Here is an 18,667-nt window from a genome sequence, read left to right on the forward strand (position 1 = left end):
CTTTAATGAAAAGCGCTTTCCCTGGCAATCGGGCAAATCACGCAAACGGCGATTTTATTGTCCCGATTGTCCTACATTCTCTGTCTTTTCTCGTAATTCCGGACGGAAAACCGCCATGCACTTTTCCTGGAATTGCTTCGGTGGTTTCCAGTCCCTCAAAACCAGAATACGCCGTCTTCGAGCGCCGTAAACAGCCCATCGACCGCGTAGGAGAGTTTGCGGTCGATCACATGCAGATATTCCGTCCAGTCGGAAATGTGCTGAAGCTCAACCTTGCCATCGGAAATGCCACGCAGGCCGATCAGCGGCAGGTCACAGGTCTGGCAGGCGCGCAGCACCGCGAAGGTTTCCATGTCGACCATGTCGGTGCCGATGCGCTCATAGGCTTCGGAGCCGGAGACGATGTTGGCGCCGGTTGAAAGGCTGCCCTCAGCAATGGTGGGGATGCGCAATGGCAGCTCGATCGTTGCCGGCAGTTCCAGGAAGGGCGTGCGGCCCTTCTCGAAGCCGAGCGGCGAGGCATCCATGTCGCGGTAGGAAACCGAGGTGACCTGGTATACCTCCGTCTGCTCCAGCTTGGCGGAACCGGCCGAGCCGAGCGACACCACGAGATCGGGAAGATCGCCCTGGGCTTCGAGCTGCGCGAAGGCGCGGGTGAGCGCGATCGCAGCCTCGACCGGGCCGACGCCTGTCATCAGCGGATCGATGCGTGAGCGCAGGAAGGGTCCATACTCGGCCTCGGCCGCCATGACGAACAGGATCGATTTGCCCGATACCCGTTTCAATTCGAATTTCATCCGCTAATTCCCTCTCTGCCCCGGATGACCATCATCGTTCCCGTCATCGAGGCGATCAGCTTGGCCGGCCCGTCGCCGATGGCATAGCCGCGGCCGTCGGCGACGATGATCGTCGTGCCGGGCTTGGTGACATCGCCCCGAAACAGGAAGCGCTCGCCGCGCCCAGGCGACATCAGGTTGACCTTGAATTCGATCGTGAGGATCGACGCGGAAGGATCGATGACGCTGTACGCGGCAAAGCCGCAGGCGGAATCCAGCGCGGCGGCAATGATCCCGGCATGCAGGATGCCGTGCTGCTGTGTCAGCTTGACGTCGAACGGCAGCTCGATTTCGACCGTACCGTGTTCGACGCGCGTCAGTTCCGCACCGATTGTCGCCATCGCCGCCTGCCGCGCGAAGCTCGTTCTGATGCGGGTCCGAAAATCGCCGCCGGTCCCCGTGTCATCTGCCCCTGTCATGCCGTCCCCTTCTTTCGCGGGTGCGAAATTGGCATGGAGCAGCCATTTGGACAAGGGTTATCCGGTGGAAAAAGGAAAGCGCCCCAAGCTGCTGCGCCGGCATCGAATTTCCACGATCAACTCGCCGTGCTACCCGACGCAAGGAAGCTTGTCGTGAGGACACAGATGGCCACGATTTGGCAATCCGCGACAGCCGATGAGAGCTGGATGCGGACGCAGCTCGCTGCCGATTTGGTCGATCAGTGCCTGGCGGCCTCCAAGATCAGATGGGCAATCGTATCGGGATGCGAGATCAGCGAAAGGTGACTGGCCTTCACTTCGATGGTCTTCGCGCCCATACGCTTGGCCATGAAGCGTTCCAGATCCGGATTGATTGTTCTGTCTTCGGTGGAAACCGCATACCAGCTTGGCTTGCTGCGCCAGGCGGCCTGAGTGGTCTTTCCGGTCAGCAAAGCCTTCTGGAAGGGCTGCTGCACGGCATAAAGCACTTCGGCTTTGGCCTTGGGCAGGTCGCCGGCGAAGTCGCGCAGGAAGGCTTCCTCGGTGAGCCGTCCTTCGTCGCCGTCGAAGACGATACCGGCCGAGGCAGGGGGCGTCGGATATGTCTTGGCGAGCGCCGTATAATCTTCGCCGGCATCCGGTGCGCGGGCTGCGACATAGACGAGCGCCGAAACCTTCGGATGAACGCCGGCTTCCGTCACTAACATTCCGGAGAAGGAATGGCCGACAAGGACGGTCGGGCCGTCCTGGCGGTCGAGCATGCGCTGTACCGCCGCGACGGCTTCGGGGAGAGTCGTCAATGGGTTCTGCACGGCCGTGCAGTTCAGCCCCTTGGCCTGCAGCCGGGCGATGACTTCCGTCCAGCAGGAGCCGTCTGCGAAAAGTCCATGCGCAAGAACGACGTTGCGGGCCTTTAACGGCGCAGAGGCAGCCGCACCCGTGGTCGAGCTGCCGGCGGCCATGCCACGCGTGGACATGAGGGTGGCAGCGGCACCGGCAACAATGGCGGTCGCGAAATTTCGTCTGGTCATCATCATCGTGATACCTATCGTTTAGAGATAAATTAGCACCAGAAAGCCGTCGTGCCGGATGCCGGAACGGTAAAGCTTCTGAAATTTTGTATGTCTCGGGGACGGCATCTGCCCGGATCCTAAGGATCAAAAGCCCCATCTGCATTCCGATTGAGCGTCAAGCTTATTTTGTGCATGCAAAAGCAAGCTCAATGCCTATCTTTGTATTCTTCATATCGACTTCAGTCAATAATTGTATGTGTAACGGTTGCGTGATAGATAAATTGTATGCAAAGCTCGGATTGAAGTGATATTCTGCATACAAGTTGCAACGAGTGTCGGAGAGTTGGGAGCGATGGATGGACTAGATGGTGCGGCCGACGATCGCGAGTTGTTGTCCGACCGCATTCGCAACGCGCTGGAAGATGAGATCGCGACCGGCAAGCTTGAGGCGGGCGCAGCACTGGACGAACAGCAGCTGGCCGATCGTTTCGGTGCCTCGCGCACGCCGGTTCGCGAGGCACTGAGACAGCTGTCGGTAAGTGGTCTGGTCGAAATGCGAGCGCGGCGCGGGGTGGTCGTTGCCCGCATGACGCCTGAACGTATCATGGATATGTTCGAGACGGTTGCCGAAATCGAATCGATGTGTGTAAGGCTCGCCACCTATCGCATGACGCCGCTCGAGCGCAGCCACCTGATCGAACTGCACGATGCATCTGAAACGCTTGTGAAAACAGGCGATTTCGATGCTTACGATGTGTTCAATCGCGCCTTCCATGAGGCGATCTATCTCGCCACCCACAACAGCTTTCTTGCCGAGCAGGCGATCATGATCCGCAATCGCCTGGCGGCCTTCCGCCGGGCTCAATTGCAGCAGGAGCAGCGGCTCGAGCGATCGCGGGCAGAGCATGAAGCCATTATGCAGGCGATAGCCGAGGGAGACGGGGAAATGGCGTCGCGGCGCATGCGGGCACATATGCTCAATGCAGCGACGGCGTTGCGGCGCTTCATCGAAGCCAGCAAGCTTATTTAGGCAGTCCAGTCAAAATCCGGATCAGCCGCGGGCGATGCGGACGATGTGCTGGTCCCAGGCGACATCGTTGTGTTCGCCCAGAAAGTTGCCGTCATAGGACGAGACGGCAAAGCCATGCCGCGCCGGTGCGATGCCCGCTGCATCGGCGATGCTTTCCACCTTCAGCACCTTGCCGGTCTTCGCATCCAGCGTCACCGAAGTCCCTTCGACCGGCGATGTGACCCCGACGAGATTCTCGGCACGGTTGACTGCGATGGCGCCGACATAATTGCCAAGCGCCCGTGTCGTGTCGTCGGGCAGGGTGACGAAACTCAGGTCCTCGCCCCTCGCGAAATGGCCGACAAGCGGCGGCAGGTCGCTGCGGTGGCCTTCGTACTGGCAGGCGAACCAGACGCGGCCGCTGGCATCGATATCGACATGGCGTGTCGAAACTCGAGCATATTGCGACGGCAGCGTATGCTTCTCGATCAGCCGGCCGCTCGCGGCGTCGATCAGTGTCAGCGACGGTTCCATATGGTCGAGATTGAGCTTGGTACGGCCAAAATCCGGATGCGTCTCAATGCCGCCATTGGCGACGATCAGGAACCGGCCGTCATCCGAAACCGTCATGTCATGCGGGCCGACACCATAGGTTTCGTATTCGCCGAGGCGGGCAAACCGGTTGCCCGCATCATAGAGCCCGACGATGCCGCGATTATTGTCGAAATCGTTCTCGCTGGCATAGAGAAGCCTGCCATCAGGCGAAAACGTGCCGTGTCCGTAGAAATGTCGGCCTTCTCTGGCGGAAATGACGATCGGCTCGGCCTTGTTCCAGGGATCGAAAATCATCGCGTAGGTGCCGGGCCGGCGCGCGAAGGCGACAGTCTTGCCGGTCGCCTTCGAAAAGGCCATGCCGTGGGCGCGTGCGGGTAGCGCCACCTGATCGATGATGCGCCCCTGTTCGGTCACCGTCGCCACTGCAAAGGAGCCGTCAGCGGCGCGGATACCGGAAGCATAGACCGCATCGGCCCGCTCCAGCGCCATCAAGGCACCGGGCTTGAGCGCTGCGAGGAAGGTCAGTCCCGCTGCCTTGACGAAAGCTCTCCGATCGATGAGGCCGCTGCGCATCATGTTCTAGTCTCCGTCTGCGAAGGAGAAGCCGGCCGAAAGGCCGATGGCACCGCCATACTCGTCGCTGAAGCTGGTGGCGAGATCGCGGCTGACGGAGAGCAGCTTGTCGATCTTGGCCCGCTCCGCATCATTGCCGATGGCCGCCTCGATATCCGGATTGATCGTCGGTGCCGTTGTCGCAAGCTCGTTCAGCAGGCCGTCGATCTTGGTGGCAACAGCGCGCTTGTCCGCCGGCAGCAGGCTTGCCATGTCGGCTTTCTCCCAGAGCGTCTTCAGGCCCCCAATATTGCCCGTGAACGAGGTCCACGTATTGGCCGAGCGCCAGTAGATCGCCATCTTCGGCCGCGCCGTTGCCGGATCGCCCTTGTAGAAGGTTTCCAGCCGCTGGTCGCGGACATTGGCCGCGCCATGCACGAGGATGCCGAGCAGTGCGGTCACGGCCTCCTTGTTATCCATGAAATCGTCGCTGGTCTTGCCCGGGAATTTCCAGGATTTCTGCACGCCATCTGGCGCATCCCATTCGTCGGCGATTTCCTTGGCGGTGTTCTCGATATTGCCGGCGACAGCGGCGCCATAGCGGCAGCGGAAGCTTTGCTTATCCTTCCCGAGGACATCGGAGCCGTTGCCGAAGAGCACATATTCGAGCGCCGTCATGCTCATGAGCGCCACGCTTTTGCCGGCGACGGCTTCGACGGTCGTGTCCTGCTCGTCGGCTTTGGTAATCAACACCTGCACCTGTTTGAGGCCTACGCCCTTGCGGTCGGGATAGAACAGGATGTGCTCGAAGCGGTTCTTTTCGATGATCGGGCCGGTATCGACGATTTCGACGCGCGACCAGCTCTTCACGGTGTCGCCGAAAGCCGATTTGGCGCCGGAAAGGGTGGCGTCTGTGGGGTCGGCGCAAAGCGCCTTCATCGCGACAGTCAGTTTCGAGGCGGAGTCGTGCATGGCGCGATAGCCGGGGCGGATCACGTCATCCACCGCCTTCTGCAGTACGGCCGGCACCGCCGCCTCGTTCAGACCGGGGCCATTGGTTGTCGCATCCTCGGCGTGGGCAGGCAGGGCGGCAGCGGTAAGCAGCAGGCTGGCGGCCAGAGCAATTCCAGCAAAAGTGCGCAGCGGTCTTGCGTCCGGAATTGCGTGAAAACAATGGGACGGAGCATTTGCGTGACTCCGTTTAGAGCTGAAATGCTCCGGACGTTTCCAGTGGCGCATCAGAGGGACTCCAGAAAGTTGATGAGGGCTTGCCGATCGTCCTTCGGAAGACCGGCGAATGCATTGCGGGCTTTTTCCGCCTCTCCTCCATGCCAGAGGATGGCTTCGGTCAATGTGCGGGCGCGGCCGTCATGCAGATAGGCCTGCCGGCCGCTCACCGTCTGTGTCAGGCCTATACCCCAGAGCGGCGGCGTGCGCCAATCGCGGCCGGATGCCACGCCCACCTGCTGTCCATCCGACAGGCCTTCGCCCATGTCGTGCAGCAGGAAATCGGAATAGGGCCAGATCAGCTGGAACGCCTGCGGCGAATCCCTGCCGTCGCTGCTTTTCAGGCCGTCGCGCGTCACGAATTTCGGCGTATGGCAGGCGGCACAGCCGGAGCGGTAGAACATGTCCTTGCCGTGCAGCACCGCGGGCTGGCTCGTCGAACGGCGGGCCGGCACGGCAAGATTTTCGGAATAGAAGGTGACGAGAGGGAGCACCGGGTCCGGCGCTTCCGTGACGCCCAGGCGCTTCTGCACGCCGGTCGGCATGGTCAGACATTGCGATTCCTTGGCGGTGCAGTCGCCGTACGGGTTCGGTCGGTCCGGCGTCGAAATGCCGATATCGGCGGAAAAGGCGTCGGCCACCTGGTCGCGCACGGTTGCATTCTGGGCCTTCCAGCCGAAGCGCCCGAGCGCGAGTTGACCCGTGCGATGATCGCGGACGATGGCGGGGCGGCCGCGAATGCCGGTGCCCTTCTTATCGTCCGGATCGGCATTGGCGAGAATATCGGCATCCGGAATGGCCTCGATCAGGCCGAGGCCGATCATCGGCGGCGCAATGCGCGCTGAAAGCGTGGTGCTCGCATCCATCGGCCCATAGGCGAGATCGCTCACCCCGTATGTCGGCTTGCGCAAGGTCACGGTCTCGCCGCCGGTAAGCGTCACCGTCTCGTCGCTATAGCTGAGGGTTACCTTGCCTTCGGCGGCGAGGCCGGGAACGGCAAGATCCTGCAGCTGTGCTCCATAGGTCGAATCCGGGAAATTGAGCGCGTGAAAATCCTTGACGGCCTGCTGCTCCTCCGGCGTCACGGCGGGCCGTGCCAGGCGCAAGACCATCGAGGTCGCGGCAGCTCCCGCTTCTTCAGGCGGATGGCCGCGTCCATCGCGGATATGGCAGCTCTGGCAGGAGCGGGCGTTGAACAGCGGCCCCAGCCCATCGGAAGCCTGGGTGGAGGAGGGGGCGGAGACCCAAAGCTTGCGAAAGAGCGCGTTGCCGAGATGAAAATCCTGCCCCTGCTCTTGGTCTAGTTTGGCTGAGGGCTGGGAGAAAATATCGCGCGTGACCTTATCGATCGCAGTCAGGCCTCCGCCCTGCATCGTTTCATAGGGTTCGGCCTTGAGAAAATTGCCGGTCGCGCGGGTCGCATCGCGCACACGCTTCAGCTCTTCGGCCGAGAGATCGCTGCGATTGCTCGGAAAATCGAGGATGTCGGCAACGGCGAGCGTGATGGAAAAAACCAAAATACCCGCAGCGAGGGCGGGCAAAAGGGCGCGATTGGCCGGTAGAGCTGTCATGGGTATCGGGGTGGCGGCGCCTAATCGCGCTGCCACCCTCCCTTATTACTTCTTCTTGAAGACGGAGTTCGGATTGTCCAGGCTGTCCGAACCTTCGAGCTTGATCGTGCCGAGATCGAGAGCGGCGATGACGCGCTGGATGCTCTTCGTCTGGTCGAGTAGGCCGTCGATGGCCTTCTGAACCGTCGCGTTGCCTTCCTTGTTGCCCTCGCCGATCATCTGGTCGTATTTCTCGACCGTCTCGCCGCGATGCACCATCGCCTTCATGGCGGCAAGCGTGGTGTCGAGCTTGCCTTCCATTTCCTTGTCGAGCGCCGGATCCTTGGCCTTGACCAGATCGTGCAGCGACGGACCCTTCAGCCTGGTGCCGTCGGCGCGGGTATAGTTGCCGTTATAGGCAGACGCGATGCCAACGGCATCGCCATTGTGTTCGTTATAGGTATTGTCGGAGAAGCAATCCTGTTCTTCTTCCGGATCGTGCAGCAGCAGGCCGAGCTTCATGCGCTCGCCGGCAAGTTCGCCATAGGAAAGCGAGCCCATGCCGGTCAGGATGGTAGTGAGGCCGGCCTTCGGATCAGCTTCGACATGCTTGGTGGCTTCGCCGTCCGGCGCCCACTTGTCCGTTATGTCCTGCAGGTCGGCAACGAGCAGTGTCGAGGCGGATTTCAGATATTCGGCGCGGCGGTCGCAATTGCCGTGCGTGCAATTCTTCAGATCGTAATCGGTAGCGGGACGCTCGCCGGCGCCGGCATCCGTGCCGTGCAGATCCTGGCCCCACAAAAGGAATTCGATGGCGTGGTAGCCGGTCGCGACGTTGGCTTCGATACCGCCGGCCTGATGCAGTGTGCCCGACAGGAATTCCGGCGTCAGATGCGATGCGTCGACGTCCTTGCCGTTGATCTTGATCGTCTTGTTGGCGATGACGTTGGCGACATAAAGCGAGTTCTCGTCGCTTTCGGTGCCGTAGGAGGCATCGACATAGTCGATCAGGCCTTCGTCCAGCGGCCAGGAGTTCACCTTGCCTTCCCAGTCGTCGACGACCGGATTGCCGAAGCGATAGACTTCCGTCTGCGCATAGGGAACGCGAGCCTTGATCCAGGCCGCACGTGCCGCCTTAAGCGTCTTGTCGCTGGGGTTGGCGAGCAGAGCGTCGATGGCCTTGTCGAGTGCTTTCGCCGTCGTCAGCGCATCCTGATATTTGGCATGTGCCAGTTCCGCATAGTGCTTGAGAACGGCAGCCGGCTCGGGAGCGGCTGCGCGAGCCGGCAGGCTGAATGCGGCGGTCGTGACAACGGCCACCGCGAGCGCGGCGCCAATTCTGTTTTTCAGTTTCATGTTCCTCTCCTGTGACAGCGGGGGGCACCGTCAAAACTTGGCAATTTGTGTCATGTATGAAAAACAAACTTGTGTCAAACGCTCTAGTTTAGAACGATTTTAAGGCGATGGACCAAGGATTCAACGGCACAGGCGAAATGGATTCGCCTGTGAGTGCGCGGATATAGGCGGCTTGGCATGGGGTTGGCAGGGTAGTGGAACCGGGGTAACGACAGAACGGCTCTAATCCGCTAGTCGATCCCGCCAGCTCACATCTTCCGTTGCAGACGGCTGAAGAAGAAGCCGTCGGTATCGGTGGAGGCCGGCGTCAGCGTAATGGTCTTGCCATCCGAGGAGCGGGGCTTTGGGGCATCCTTGCCGAACAGCTTCCCCCAGGAGCCCAGAGTTTCCACCACCTCGAAGTCCGGATTCTGGGCGGCGAAACGGTTTACCTGCGCTTCATTCTCTTCCGGCAGCACCGAGCAGGTGACATAGAGCAGAGCGCCGCCAGGACGGACGAATTCGCCGGCCTGGGCAAGGGCTTCCTGCTGCTGGCTGGTGCGCTCGTCGAGGTTCTTCTGCGTCAGCCGCCATTTGGTATCGGGACGGCGCCGCCAGGTGCCGGTCCCGGTGCAGGGAGCGTCGACCAGAACCTTGTCGAACTTGCCGCGCAGTTGGAGCAGGCCGTTGCGGTCGTCATGGACTTGGACGTTGCGGGTGCCGGCCCGCTTCAGGCGCTCGATGATCGGCGCCAGCCGTCGCCGGTCGCTGTCATAGGCATGGACCTGGCCCTTGTTATGCATCGCGGCCGACATGGCGAGCGTCTTGCCGCCACCGCCGGCGCAATAGTCGAGCACCTGATCGCCTTCTTCAGGCAGAACCAAATCCGCGACGATCTGCGAACCTTCGTCCTGCACCTCGAACCAGCCCTTCTGGAAGGAGAGCTCGGCTGTGACGTTCGGCAGGCGCGAGGCGCCTTCGCCGGCGGGAATCCGGATGCCGAACCGGGCGATTTTCGATGCCTGGCCGCCAGCGCGTTCCAGCACCTTCACGACCTTGGCACGGTCGGCCTTCAGCGCATTGGCGCGGAGGTCGAGCGTCGGACGTTCGGCGAGAGCTTGCGCTTCCAAAAGCCAGCCATCGCCGAAGGCTTGGCTGAAGGAGGGCTCGACCCATTCGGGAATATCGCCCTGAATGTGACGAGGCGCATCTTCGAGATTGCGGGCCGCAAAGGCGGCCAATGTTTCGGCGCTCGGCGCCTCGGGCGCAAATTTATCGCCGTCCAGCTCGGCAGCCAGCGCCTCCGGCGTCAGGCCCCATTGGCGGAAGAGGACTGCATGGGCCAGCGCGGACGCACTGTCGTCTCCCATCAGCCAGGCATGCGAAAGCCGCATGCGCAAGGCGTCGTAGACGATGTTGCCGATCGCGGCTCTGTCGCCGGAGCCGGCGAAGCGATGGGCAAGGCCCCAATCCTTCAGGGCATCGGCCACCGGTCGCTTGCGCGCTTCGATATCGGCAAGAACTTCGATGGCCCCCTGCAATCGGCCGCCCAGACGCATTCACACTCTCCTGCTCGCGCATGACCCGGAACCCGTTGGAGCTCATCTTGGGAATCTGCGCCCTACCAAAACCGCTGACGCCTCGCCGATCCGCGCAGACAATGTCCATGGCGGCGGATTTCGAGACGTTTCAATCGCGTGGTAGCCGCGATTGGCCGAGAGAGCAAGCGTCATGCCGATTTGCCGGTGGTTCCGGCTTCCGGCGATTACTTGGAGGCGACGACCTCGTAACAGACCTTGGCGGTACCCGAAGCGACCATGCCGATGTTCTGTGCGGCAGCGCGGGAGAGATCAAGAACACGTCCGCGAATGAAGGGCCCACGGTCGTTGATGCGAACGACGACGCTGCGGCCATTGTGCTTGTTGGTGACCCGCAGGCGCGTGCCGAAGGCAAGCGAGCGGTGGGCTGCAGTAAGATTTCTGGAACTCATACGTTCCCCGGAAGCAGTCTTGGAGCTTCCCCCGTACCATGAAGCGCCTCCGCAGCCAGCGGATGCAAATGCCGGAGTCGAAACGACAGCAATGGAGGCGGATATAGTTGCGGCGATTGCCAAAGAACGTGCGATTTTCTTCAAACCGATTTTTCCCTCAAGCTATTGAACTTGCGCCCTGGGTAGGCGGCGGGCTTAAATCAGGCCAAAAATGGCGAAAAAGTGCCACTATCGATCACGGAATGTTACGACATGTAACATTTGTGATGTTAGGGGAATACTGTGACTATTCAGCGGATTTGCTTGATTGTGAAAAAAACCCAATAAAATCAGTTAAAAATGGAACGAATTTTCTCGTGGGCGTCGGGCGATGCCCGACTTCACAAAAATCGGAAAAATAATTTTCCGACTTTGCCATAATTGCTGCCGCATTTGTGCAATTTTAGAGGTCGTTAACCATAAATGCGGAGTAAATAGAACTAGAGCAGCCGGCTAAGTAGGAATTTTCATGCGGTGTCGTCTGGCATGGGGAGCGCTTTCTCAGCCGCGCCACGCTCCCGAGGACCATAATTCGGCAAGTGACATTCGATACTCTGGGTAGCGGAACTGGAAGCCGAGCGCGCGCAGTTTCGCGTTCGAAACGCGCTTGTTTTCGCCGTAGAAAGAGCGTGCCATCGGCGTCAGTTCAGCCGTTTCGAAAGCCTGTTCCGGTGGCGGTTCGACGCCCATCAGGCGGGCGGCCTCGGCAATGACATCCTGTGGCGGCGCGGGCTCATCATCGGTGACATTATATATGCCGCCGAGCTTGCGATTGGATAGGAAGCGGGCGCAAGCGCCGATATCCTCGACGCGGATGCGGTTGAACACCTGGTTCGCCTTGATGAGCCTCCGGGCGGTTCCCTTTTCCAGATTGCAGAAGGCATTGCGGCCGGGGCCGTAAATGCCGGAAAGGCGGAGCACGGCGACGGGAAGGCCGAGCCGGACGCCGACACGCAGCCAGCCGTCTTCCGCTTCTACCCGCTCGACGGAGCGGTCCGCGACCGGATGCAGTGGGGTCTGCTCGCTGACCCAGGCGCCCTTGTGATCGCCATAGACGCCGACGGTCGAGAGATAGCAGATCCATTCCAGCTTCGGCATCAATGCCATGAGATTGAGCTGCGCCAGCCGCAGCAACGGATCGCCCGATTTGCCGGGCGCGATCGATTGCACCAGATGCGTTGCCGTTTGCATCGCCTCAGCCAGAGCCGGATCGATCGTTTCACCGTCGAAGACGAAGGCTTCGATGCCTTCCTTCGTCAGCTGTTCGGCCTTGTCGGCGGAGCGGGTCGTGCCGGTGATGCGGATACCAGAGCCGGCGAAGGCCTTGGCGATGGCCGTTCCGGAATAGCCGCAGCCGAAAATCATCACATGCATCACGATACCCCTGCCAGTTTCCACTCGGCGCGGACGTCTTCGTCCGCCTCGCCATGTCTTTGTGCCGCAAACGCATGGAATTCGCCAGCCGTCATCAGCCGCGATAGAGTCCAGATCGCCATGCCGCGCACGGTGGGCGAGGGATCTCCGGCCAGTTCGCGACATTTCTCGATAAAGGAACGCTCACCCGAATTGCCGGCAGCGATCAGCACATTGCGGATGAAGCGGTCCCGGCCGATGCGCTTGACCGGCGAGCCGCTGAAGAAGGTGCGGAAGCTTGCATCATCCAGATTAAGCAGAAAGGCGATAGACGGTTCCTTGAGATCCTCCCGCGCCACCAGCTTCATCTCCGAGGCGGCGCTCGCGAACTTGTTCCACGGGCAGGCGGCAAGGCAGTCGTCGCAGCCGTAGATGCGGTTGCCGATCAACGGCCGAAGCTCGGGATCGATCGGACCTTTGTGTTCGATGGTCAGATAGGAAATGCAGCGCCGGGCATCGAGCTGATAGGGGGCTGGGAAGGCAGCGGTCGGGCAGGCGTCGAGACAGGCTCGGCAGGAGCCGCAATGGTCGATCTCCGGCTCATCCGGCTCGAGATCGGCCGTGGTGAACATCGAACCGAGAAAGAGCCAGGAGCCGAAGCTGCGGCTGACGAGATTGGTGTGCTTGCCCTGCCAGCCGAGACCGGCAGCCTCTGCGAGTGGCTTCTCCATGACAGGCGCCGTATCGACGAAGACCTTGACATCCTCCTTCGAGCGCGCCGCGAAGCGAGTAGCGATCTCCTTCAGCCTACCCTTGATGATGTCGTGATAGTCGCGGTTTCGGGCATAGACGGAGATCGCCGCCTTGTCCTGCTTTTCCAGAATGCCGCGCGGATCTTCGCCGGGACCATAATTCAGGCCGAAGACCACGATGGAGCAAGTCTCGCTCCAAAGCACGCGCGGATCGCCCCGGCGGTCGCGGGTCTCCCCCAACCAGCCCATGGTGCCGTGATAGCCCTTGTCAAGAAACTGGCCAAGCCGCACGGCCGCTTCGGGAATGGCGTCCGGCCTGGTAATGCGACAGAGATCGAAACCATGGGCACGCGCTTCCTCTCGCAAGAAAGCGGTCAGCGTGTTTCTTCGCTTGTCAGTTTTTTCCGCTTCGCGATCATCGGGCATATCGAGCCCTCGTCAGAAATCCAGATCGGCATAGTGCGAAACTGGTGTGACTCCACGCACGCGCTCCGCCAGGATCGGCCGGAAGGATGGGCGCGACTTCAGCCGCTGATACCATTCTTTGGCAACAGGCGATTCCGTCCAGTCGATCTCACCTAGATAGTCTAGCACGGAAACCGAGGCTGCGGCGGCGAGATCGGCGTAGCTCAGGCGCTCACCGGCCAGCCACTGCCGCGAACCTGCAAGCCAGGACAGATACTTCATATGCTGGCGGATATTGCCGCGCGCCATGCGCATGACCTTGGAATCGGGCGCGCCGCCACCCTGTTCGGCGGTCATCTGCAGCTTGAAGACGCGCTCGCGCGTCAGCGGCCGCGTCACATCCTGCTCCATCTTCTGCATGAACCATTCCGTCAGCCGGCGGATTTCGGCGCGCTGGAACGGATCTTCCGCAAGCAACCGACGGTCGCGCTTCAGAACGCCATGCGTCTCGTCAAGATATTCGGAAATGACCGACGCGCCACAGAGCGCCCGCATGCTGTCATCGACATAGACAGGCAGGGTGCCGGCGGGGTTCAGTGCCAGGAAATCGCGTCGCTTTTCCCAGGTCTGTTCCTCGATCAGCTCCGTCTGATAGCCATATTCCGTCAGGATCAGACGAACGAACCGGGAGGAAGATGACATTGGGTGATGATACAGCGTCGGCATTGGTACTCGGGTGTTTCTGATTGATGCTACGGAAGTCTTTTGGGTCGCGATTCTGCGGCCCTAGTCATTTGTCATCGGTTGAAGCTATAGGATCTTGGCCTAGTTTGCACAAGCGAATCGGGCCGCCCTGCCGTTAGACAAAGGACACGATATGGCTGAACAAATTATTATCGCGTTGGTTTTAGGCCTTGTGGAGGGGCTTACGGAGTTCATTCCGGTCTCCTCCACGGGCCATCTGATATTGCTTGGACATTTTCTCGGCTTCAAATCGGCCGGTACTTTTGAAGTTTTGATCCAGCTCGGCGCGATTCTCGCCATTCTGCTTGTCTATTTCAATCGTCTCGTCCAGATCGCCAAGGCGCTGCCCGTCAGCGTCAAGGCTCGTCACTTCGTTCTCGCCGTCCTGTTCGGCTTTCTGCCCGCTGCCGTCATCGGCGCTCTGGCGCATGATTTCATCAAGACCGTGCTGTTCGATTCGCCGAAGGTCATCTGTATCTCGCTGATCCTCGGCGGCATCGTCCTGCTCGTCATCGACAGGATCGAGTTCAAGCCGAAATATACCAGCGCCTATGAATTTTCCTGGCCGATGGCGGTCAAGATCGGCTTCTTCCAGTGCCTGGCGATGATTCCGGGAACGTCACGCTCCGGTTCCACTATCGTTGGAGCCTTGCTGCTCGGCGCCGACAAGCGTTCTGCCGCTGAATTTTCCTTCTTCCTCGCCATGCCGACGATGGTCGGCGCCTTCACGCTGGATTTGTGGAAGAGTCGCCATGATCTCAGCTTCGCCGATGGTCAGCTGATCGTCATCGGCTTCTTCATGGCCTTCATCTCGGCGTTGCTCGTCGTGCGCGCGCTGCTCGACTTCGTGTCCCGCCGGGGTTACGCCCCCTTCGCATGGTGGCGCATTGCCGTCGGCACGATCGGTCTTATCGGCCTCTATTTCGGCTGAGACCCATCATCCGCGCTGATATCCTGAAAAAGTGAAGGCCGGTCAAAACCGGCCTTTTTCATACCCGATTAGTTTCGGGAGGACGTGTCGATGGAACCCGTCGTGCAGGGGTCGACGCCGTAGGTCGGCGCACATTCGCCCTTGATCGAGGAGATGCTGCCGCGGGCCACGAAGGAGCCTGCGAGAATTACCAGTGCCGCGCACGCAAACAAAAGCGCGATAGACTTGCCCATCGAAGAATGCCTTTCCGCAGAAGTGTGAAGCGCGCCGCGGACTGGTTTATTGTTCAAGCCTGAGACGCGCGGCTGTGTTAGTCAGTGAGATGAGCAATAGCAATAAATGTTCATATTAAATTTGACGTTAATGCTACTATTTCCGCACTGCGTCTTTTGAGCAACGCTGAGCTGTGAATGGCGGGGCTCTGCCAGCGTTTTAAAGTACGATTCTGTCTTCGCGAGGCAATAAAAAACGCCGCTCGGCAAAGCCGGGCGGCGCGTGAATTTCGTGGAACGGCCGAATCGTCAGGCTGCTTTGCCCGAGCCCGTGAACTGGCCCTGCGGGCGGTAACGCACCAGATAGGACGGCAGCACGGAAATGAGCAGCGTCGGCAGCAGGCCGATGCCCTTCAGGGTGCGTCCTTCCGCTTCCGCCTGCTTCGAAACGACGTTGTCGCTCTTCAGCAGCGTTACCTGGTCGGCGGTGATCGGCGGCTTGATGAGCGGCACCAGCGACGCGACCGAGCCGATCAACGAAGCCAGGCCGAAGGGGATGGAGACGAAGGACTTCTTGCGATTGATGACGGCAAGCGTCGTCTCGAGACATTCGCGGAAGGACAGCACTTCCGGGCCGCCGAGCTCATAGGTCGTGCCGGCCTTCAGTTTGCCGTCGACGCTGCGCGCGACGGTCTCGGCGATGTCCTGAACGTAGACCGGCTGGAACTTCGTTTTGCCACCGCCGATCAGCGGCAGGAAGGGCGCGGTGCGGGACATGTCTGCGAACTTGTTGAAGAATTCGTCCTCCGGTCCGAACACGATCGAAGGGCGCAGGATAATCGCGTCCGGCTTGATCGACAGGATAGCCGCTTCGGCGCGAGCCTTGGTGCGCGCATAGGCCGAAGGCGAGTTGGCATCGGCGCTGAGTGCGGAAATATGCGTCAGCGAGGCGCCGGCGCCGCGGGCGGCTTCCGCAATCGCCTTGGCGCCGAATTCCTGCACGGCGTCAAAAGTGTTGCGGCCGCTTTCGGCAAGGATGCCGACGCAGTTGACGACATGCTGCGCGCCTTCGACGGCGCGGTCGATCGAGTTGCGGTAGCGCACATTGGCCTGGACGATCGAAATCTGGCCGAGATTGCCAAGCGGCTGCAGGAAACCGGCAAGATCGGGACGGCGAACGGCGACACGAATGCGATAGCCGCGCTTGGCAAGCGCGCGCACGACGTGCCGTCCGATGAAACCTGATCCTCCGAACACGGTGACGAGCGGCGGGAGGTTGGACAGGGTCATGGCAGGCTCCTCGAAAGGCTTTGAATTGGGCTTATCTGGTTTCGTCTTAGCCGATCCGCGCGCCGAGGTGAAGTGCTATCGCGCTGCATTGCAGCGTCGGCTTTTCAAGGGGTTTAAACCCCTTCGACGACGACCATTTCGGCATCCGCCACCTGCTGGCGGATTTTGGCCGCGATCTGGTATTCCGGCGAGTTGTAGCAATCGACGGCGTGCTGCAGCGACGGGAATTCGATGACGACGTTGCGGCCGCGTGCCTGTCCCTCAAGCGGCGTGAACGCACCGCCGCGGGCAAGGAAATTCGCGCCGTATTTCTCGAAGGCAGGCTTCGCAGCGGCGACGTAATCCTTGTAGCGCTCGGGGTCGCGGACATCCACGCGCGCAATCCAATATCCCTTTGCCATATCGACCTCCCTGATTTTTGCGGTGGTTTAAAGTGCGGCGTTCATCTCGGCGAGGATGGCGCGGGCAGCCTCCTTCGGATCGGCCGCCTTGACGATCGGCCTTGCGACGACGAGATGGCTGGAGCCGGCCTTGATGGCTGCGGCAGGCGTCATCACACGCTTCTGGTCGCCCTTGTCGCTGCCTGCCGGACGGATGCCGGGGGTCACCAGCGCCATATCCGGCCCGATGATCTTGCGGACCGCGGCGGACTCTTCCGCCGAACAGACGATGCCGCCCATGCCCGCGAGATGCGCCTGTTCGGCCCGGCGCAGCACCAGCGTATGCGGATCATATTCATAACCGGCGGCGATGAGATCACCTTCGTCCATCGAGGTCAGTACGGTGACGCCGAGCAGGCAGAGGTCCGAGCCCTTGGCCGCCGCGACGGCCGCCTTCATCGCTTTCGGATAGGCGTGCAGCGTCAGCATCGACATGCCCATCTTGACGATATTCTCCACGCCGGAGGCCACCGTATTGTCGATGTCGAGCAGCTTCATGTCGAGGAAGATCTTCTTGCCGCTGGCGGCCAAATCGCGCGCGAATTCCAGGCCGCCGGCAAAGGCGAGCTGATAGCCTATCTTATAGTAGAGAATATCGTCGCCGAGGGCGCCGACCACTTTTTCGGCCTCCTGAAGGTTTGGAACATCTAGTCCAACGATCAAGCGGTCGCGTGCGGTCATATCAAGCCCATCCCATCCAGTCTTCCATGGGTGTCCAGTCGCATGAGACGGCGCGCTTCGCAAGATCGAAACAGAAAAGATTGCCGCCACCCGGCGGCTGATCGCCTTGGCGCGCTATCGGTTTCCCCTCCAGATGGCATTTTAGCAGCGTGCCGACGCCGCCATGGCCGACAAAGGCGAGCGGCACGTTCGGATCGTGACGCGCAAGAACGGCCTCGACATTGGAGACGATCCTCGCCTGCGCATCGATGGCGCGCTCCCAGCCCTTGAAGCTCTCATGCGGATTGGCAAAGAACCAGTCCGCAGCTTTTTCGAACTCCGGCGGCGGCAGAAAACCTGTGGCGCTGCGATCGTTTTCATGCATGGCTTCGATGACCTCGATCGGCGCACCGCTTGCCGCTGCCAAGGCCTCCGCCGTTTCGATCGCCTTGCGCTCGCCGCTGGAAACGATCAGGCCGAGCTTGCCAGCCCAGGACCGGCTCGCCGCCAGTCGCGCCCGCTCGGCGCCAATGTCGGACAAGCCCCACTCCGGCACCGGCACATTCGGGTCGATCCGCACCTGTGGGTGCGTAACATAAAGAGCGTACATGGATTTCTCAGCGATTGTCTCAGCCGCGGCTATAGACCCAGAGCTGGGCCGGCGGAATGTTGCGGACGATGAAGTCGTAATGTCGGATATGATAGCGATCCGGCTTGGCGATGATCGGCGAGACCGGGCCGTAGGAAATCTGAACCACCGGCCTGCCGGGCGGGATGCGATCCAGCAGGCTCTCGAGAAGCGCGACGCGCGCCTTCATCGGGAAGTTGAGGAGGGGAATGCCCGAGACGACAGAATCGAAGGTCTGTCCGCGCAGCACGCCCAGCGTCTTATCGAGATCGAAGGCGTCGCCATTGATGAAGTTGACGCCAGGGTAACGGCGGACGAGATGATTGTAGAAATCGGTGGAATACTCGATGGCGACGAGATTTTGCGGCTCGACGCCACGTCCGAGGATCGCCTTGGTGATCGCCCCGGTTCCCGGCCCAAGCTCCAGCACGGGCAGGCCGGATTGCGTGTTGATGACACCAGCCATCTTGCGAGCTGTGATCGACGAAGTAGGAACGATCGACCCCACGGTCTTCGGCCCTTGCATCATGCCCTTGAAGAAACGGATCTCCTCGTCGAATTTCTTGCCAAGCCGTTCCTTGAGACGCAGCGCCATGCTCTCCCCCCATCAGATGTTACCGTCGCGACTTACATATTGCTTCTCTAGGATCTTGCAACCGAATGACGCAATAACAAGAGAAAATGTCGCAATCGACAAAAGACCAAATAAAAGCGCCCTTGCGTGGAA

General features: G+C 60.6%; 20 protein-coding genes. 2 read left to right on the forward strand and 18 right to left on the reverse strand.

The genetic code is table 11. The features are described from left to right. Nucleotides 1-155: 155 nt before the first annotated feature. The 3 genes from AC13RE_RS18080 to AC13RE_RS18090 form a co-directional block, all read right to left on the reverse strand. On the reverse strand, nt 156-797 hold the full coding sequence (locus tag AC13RE_RS18080) for a 5'-methylthioadenosine/S-adenosylhomocysteine nucleosidase (RefSeq protein ID WP_488563955.1): 642 nt from the start codon (nt 795-797) through the stop codon (nt 156-158). Beyond that, nucleotides 794-1,255 carry a PaaI family thioesterase gene (locus AC13RE_RS18085; RefSeq protein ID WP_112336852.1) on the reverse strand — a complete coding sequence of 154 codons (462 nt, stop codon included), beginning with the start codon at nt 1,253-1,255 and terminating at the stop codon, nt 794-796. Before AC13RE_RS18085 ends, AC13RE_RS18080 begins: the two co-directional genes overlap by 4 nt. Before the next feature lie 239 nt (nt 1,256-1,494). Then, a complete protein-coding gene (locus tag AC13RE_RS18090) occupies nt 1,495-2,292 on the reverse strand; it encodes an alpha/beta hydrolase (protein ID WP_488563956.1) in 798 nt (265 codons plus the stop codon). Nucleotides 2,293-2,620: 328 nt separating this feature from the next. On the opposite strand from AC13RE_RS18090, the gene AC13RE_RS18095 reads away from it, so the two are divergent. Further along, on the forward strand, nt 2,621-3,298 hold the full coding sequence (locus AC13RE_RS18095) for a GntR family transcriptional regulator (RefSeq protein ID WP_488563957.1): 678 nt from the start codon (nt 2,621-2,623) through the stop codon (nt 3,296-3,298). 21 nt (nt 3,299-3,319) lie between these two features. Here AC13RE_RS18095 and AC13RE_RS18100 read toward each other — a convergent pair whose 3' ends face one another. From AC13RE_RS18100 to AC13RE_RS18140, 9 genes are all read right to left on the reverse strand, one after another. Further along, nucleotides 3,320-4,408, reverse strand: a complete 1,089-nt coding sequence (locus AC13RE_RS18100) for a DUF1513 domain-containing protein (RefSeq protein WP_488563958.1) — start codon at nt 4,406-4,408, stop codon at nt 3,320-3,322. Between the two features lie 3 nt (nt 4,409-4,411). Further along, a complete protein-coding gene (locus AC13RE_RS18105) occupies nt 4,412-5,623 on the reverse strand; it encodes an imelysin family protein (RefSeq protein ID WP_488563959.1) in 1,212 nt (403 codons plus the stop codon). Continuing rightward, on the reverse strand, nt 5,623-7,182 hold the full coding sequence (locus AC13RE_RS18110) for a di-heme oxidoreductase family protein (RefSeq protein ID WP_488563960.1): 1,560 nt from the start codon (nt 7,180-7,182) through the stop codon (nt 5,623-5,625). Before AC13RE_RS18110 ends, AC13RE_RS18105 begins: the two co-directional genes overlap by 1 nt. A gap of 45 nt (nt 7,183-7,227) precedes the next feature. After that, a complete protein-coding gene (locus AC13RE_RS18115; protein ID WP_488563961.1) occupies nt 7,228-8,517 on the reverse strand; it encodes an imelysin family protein in 1,290 nt (429 codons plus the stop codon). Nucleotides 8,518-8,765: 248 nt separating this feature from the next. Next, complete coding sequence (locus tag AC13RE_RS18120; RefSeq protein WP_488563962.1) at nt 8,766-10,055, reverse strand: RsmB/NOP family class I SAM-dependent RNA methyltransferase; 1,290 nt, start codon at nt 10,053-10,055, stop codon at nt 8,766-8,768. A gap of 206 nt (nt 10,056-10,261) precedes the next feature. Next, on the reverse strand, nt 10,262-10,630 hold the full coding sequence (locus AC13RE_RS18125; protein WP_015338531.1) for a septal ring lytic transglycosylase RlpA family protein: 369 nt from the start codon (nt 10,628-10,630) through the stop codon (nt 10,262-10,264). 396 nt (nt 10,631-11,026) lie between these two features. Continuing rightward, nucleotides 11,027-11,899, reverse strand: coding sequence for an SDR family oxidoreductase (locus tag AC13RE_RS18130; protein WP_488563963.1), 873 nt, complete (start codon nt 11,897-11,899; stop codon nt 11,027-11,029). Beyond that, on the reverse strand, nt 11,899-13,056 hold the full coding sequence (gene queG / locus AC13RE_RS18135) for a tRNA epoxyqueuosine(34) reductase QueG (RefSeq protein WP_488563964.1): 1,158 nt from the start codon (nt 13,054-13,056) through the stop codon (nt 11,899-11,901). The genes AC13RE_RS18130 and queG overlap by 1 nt, the downstream gene beginning before the upstream one ends. Before the next feature lie 12 nt (nt 13,057-13,068). Next, entirely contained in the window at nt 13,069-13,761 is a 693-nt protein-coding gene (locus AC13RE_RS18140) for a glutathione S-transferase family protein (RefSeq protein ID WP_015338534.1), read from the reverse strand. A 151-nt stretch (nt 13,762-13,912) separates the two neighbouring features. On the opposite strand from AC13RE_RS18140, the gene AC13RE_RS18145 reads away from it, so the two are divergent. Then, nucleotides 13,913-14,710, forward strand: coding sequence for an undecaprenyl-diphosphate phosphatase (locus AC13RE_RS18145; protein ID WP_015338535.1), 798 nt, complete (start codon nt 13,913-13,915; stop codon nt 14,708-14,710). Nucleotides 14,711-14,778: 68 nt separating this feature from the next. Here the strand turns inward: AC13RE_RS18145 and AC13RE_RS18150 are convergent, their stop codons facing one another. The 6 genes from AC13RE_RS18150 to pmtA all read right to left on the reverse strand — a co-directional run bounded on the left by AC13RE_RS18150 (nt 14,779) and on the right by pmtA (nt 18,535). After that, a complete protein-coding gene (locus AC13RE_RS18150; protein ID WP_165915182.1) occupies nt 14,779-14,943 on the reverse strand; it encodes a hypothetical protein in 165 nt (54 codons plus the stop codon). A gap of 288 nt (nt 14,944-15,231) precedes the next feature. Then, entirely contained in the window at nt 15,232-16,212 is a 981-nt protein-coding gene (locus AC13RE_RS18155) for a complex I NDUFA9 subunit family protein (RefSeq protein WP_488563965.1), read from the reverse strand. Between the two features lie 113 nt (nt 16,213-16,325). Continuing rightward, nucleotides 16,326-16,613 carry a DUF1330 domain-containing protein gene (locus tag AC13RE_RS18160; protein WP_015338538.1) on the reverse strand — a complete coding sequence of 96 codons (288 nt, stop codon included), beginning with the start codon at nt 16,611-16,613 and terminating at the stop codon, nt 16,326-16,328. Between the two features lie 27 nt (nt 16,614-16,640). Beyond that, on the reverse strand, nt 16,641-17,333 hold the full coding sequence (gene pyrF / locus AC13RE_RS18165; RefSeq protein WP_488563966.1) for an orotidine-5'-phosphate decarboxylase: 693 nt from the start codon (nt 17,331-17,333) through the stop codon (nt 16,641-16,643). 1 nt (nt 17,334) lies between these two features. Next, nucleotides 17,335-17,922 carry a histidine phosphatase family protein gene (locus AC13RE_RS18170; RefSeq protein WP_488563967.1) on the reverse strand — a complete coding sequence of 196 codons (588 nt, stop codon included), beginning with the start codon at nt 17,920-17,922 and terminating at the stop codon, nt 17,335-17,337. A 19-nt stretch (nt 17,923-17,941) separates the two neighbouring features. Further along, nucleotides 17,942-18,535, reverse strand: a complete 594-nt coding sequence (gene pmtA / locus AC13RE_RS18175) for a phospholipid N-methyltransferase PmtA (protein WP_015338541.1) — start codon at nt 18,533-18,535, stop codon at nt 17,942-17,944. Nucleotides 18,536-18,667: the final 132 nt, after the last annotated feature.

This window comes from Martinezella sp. CNPSo 3959 (assembly GCF_057784355.1).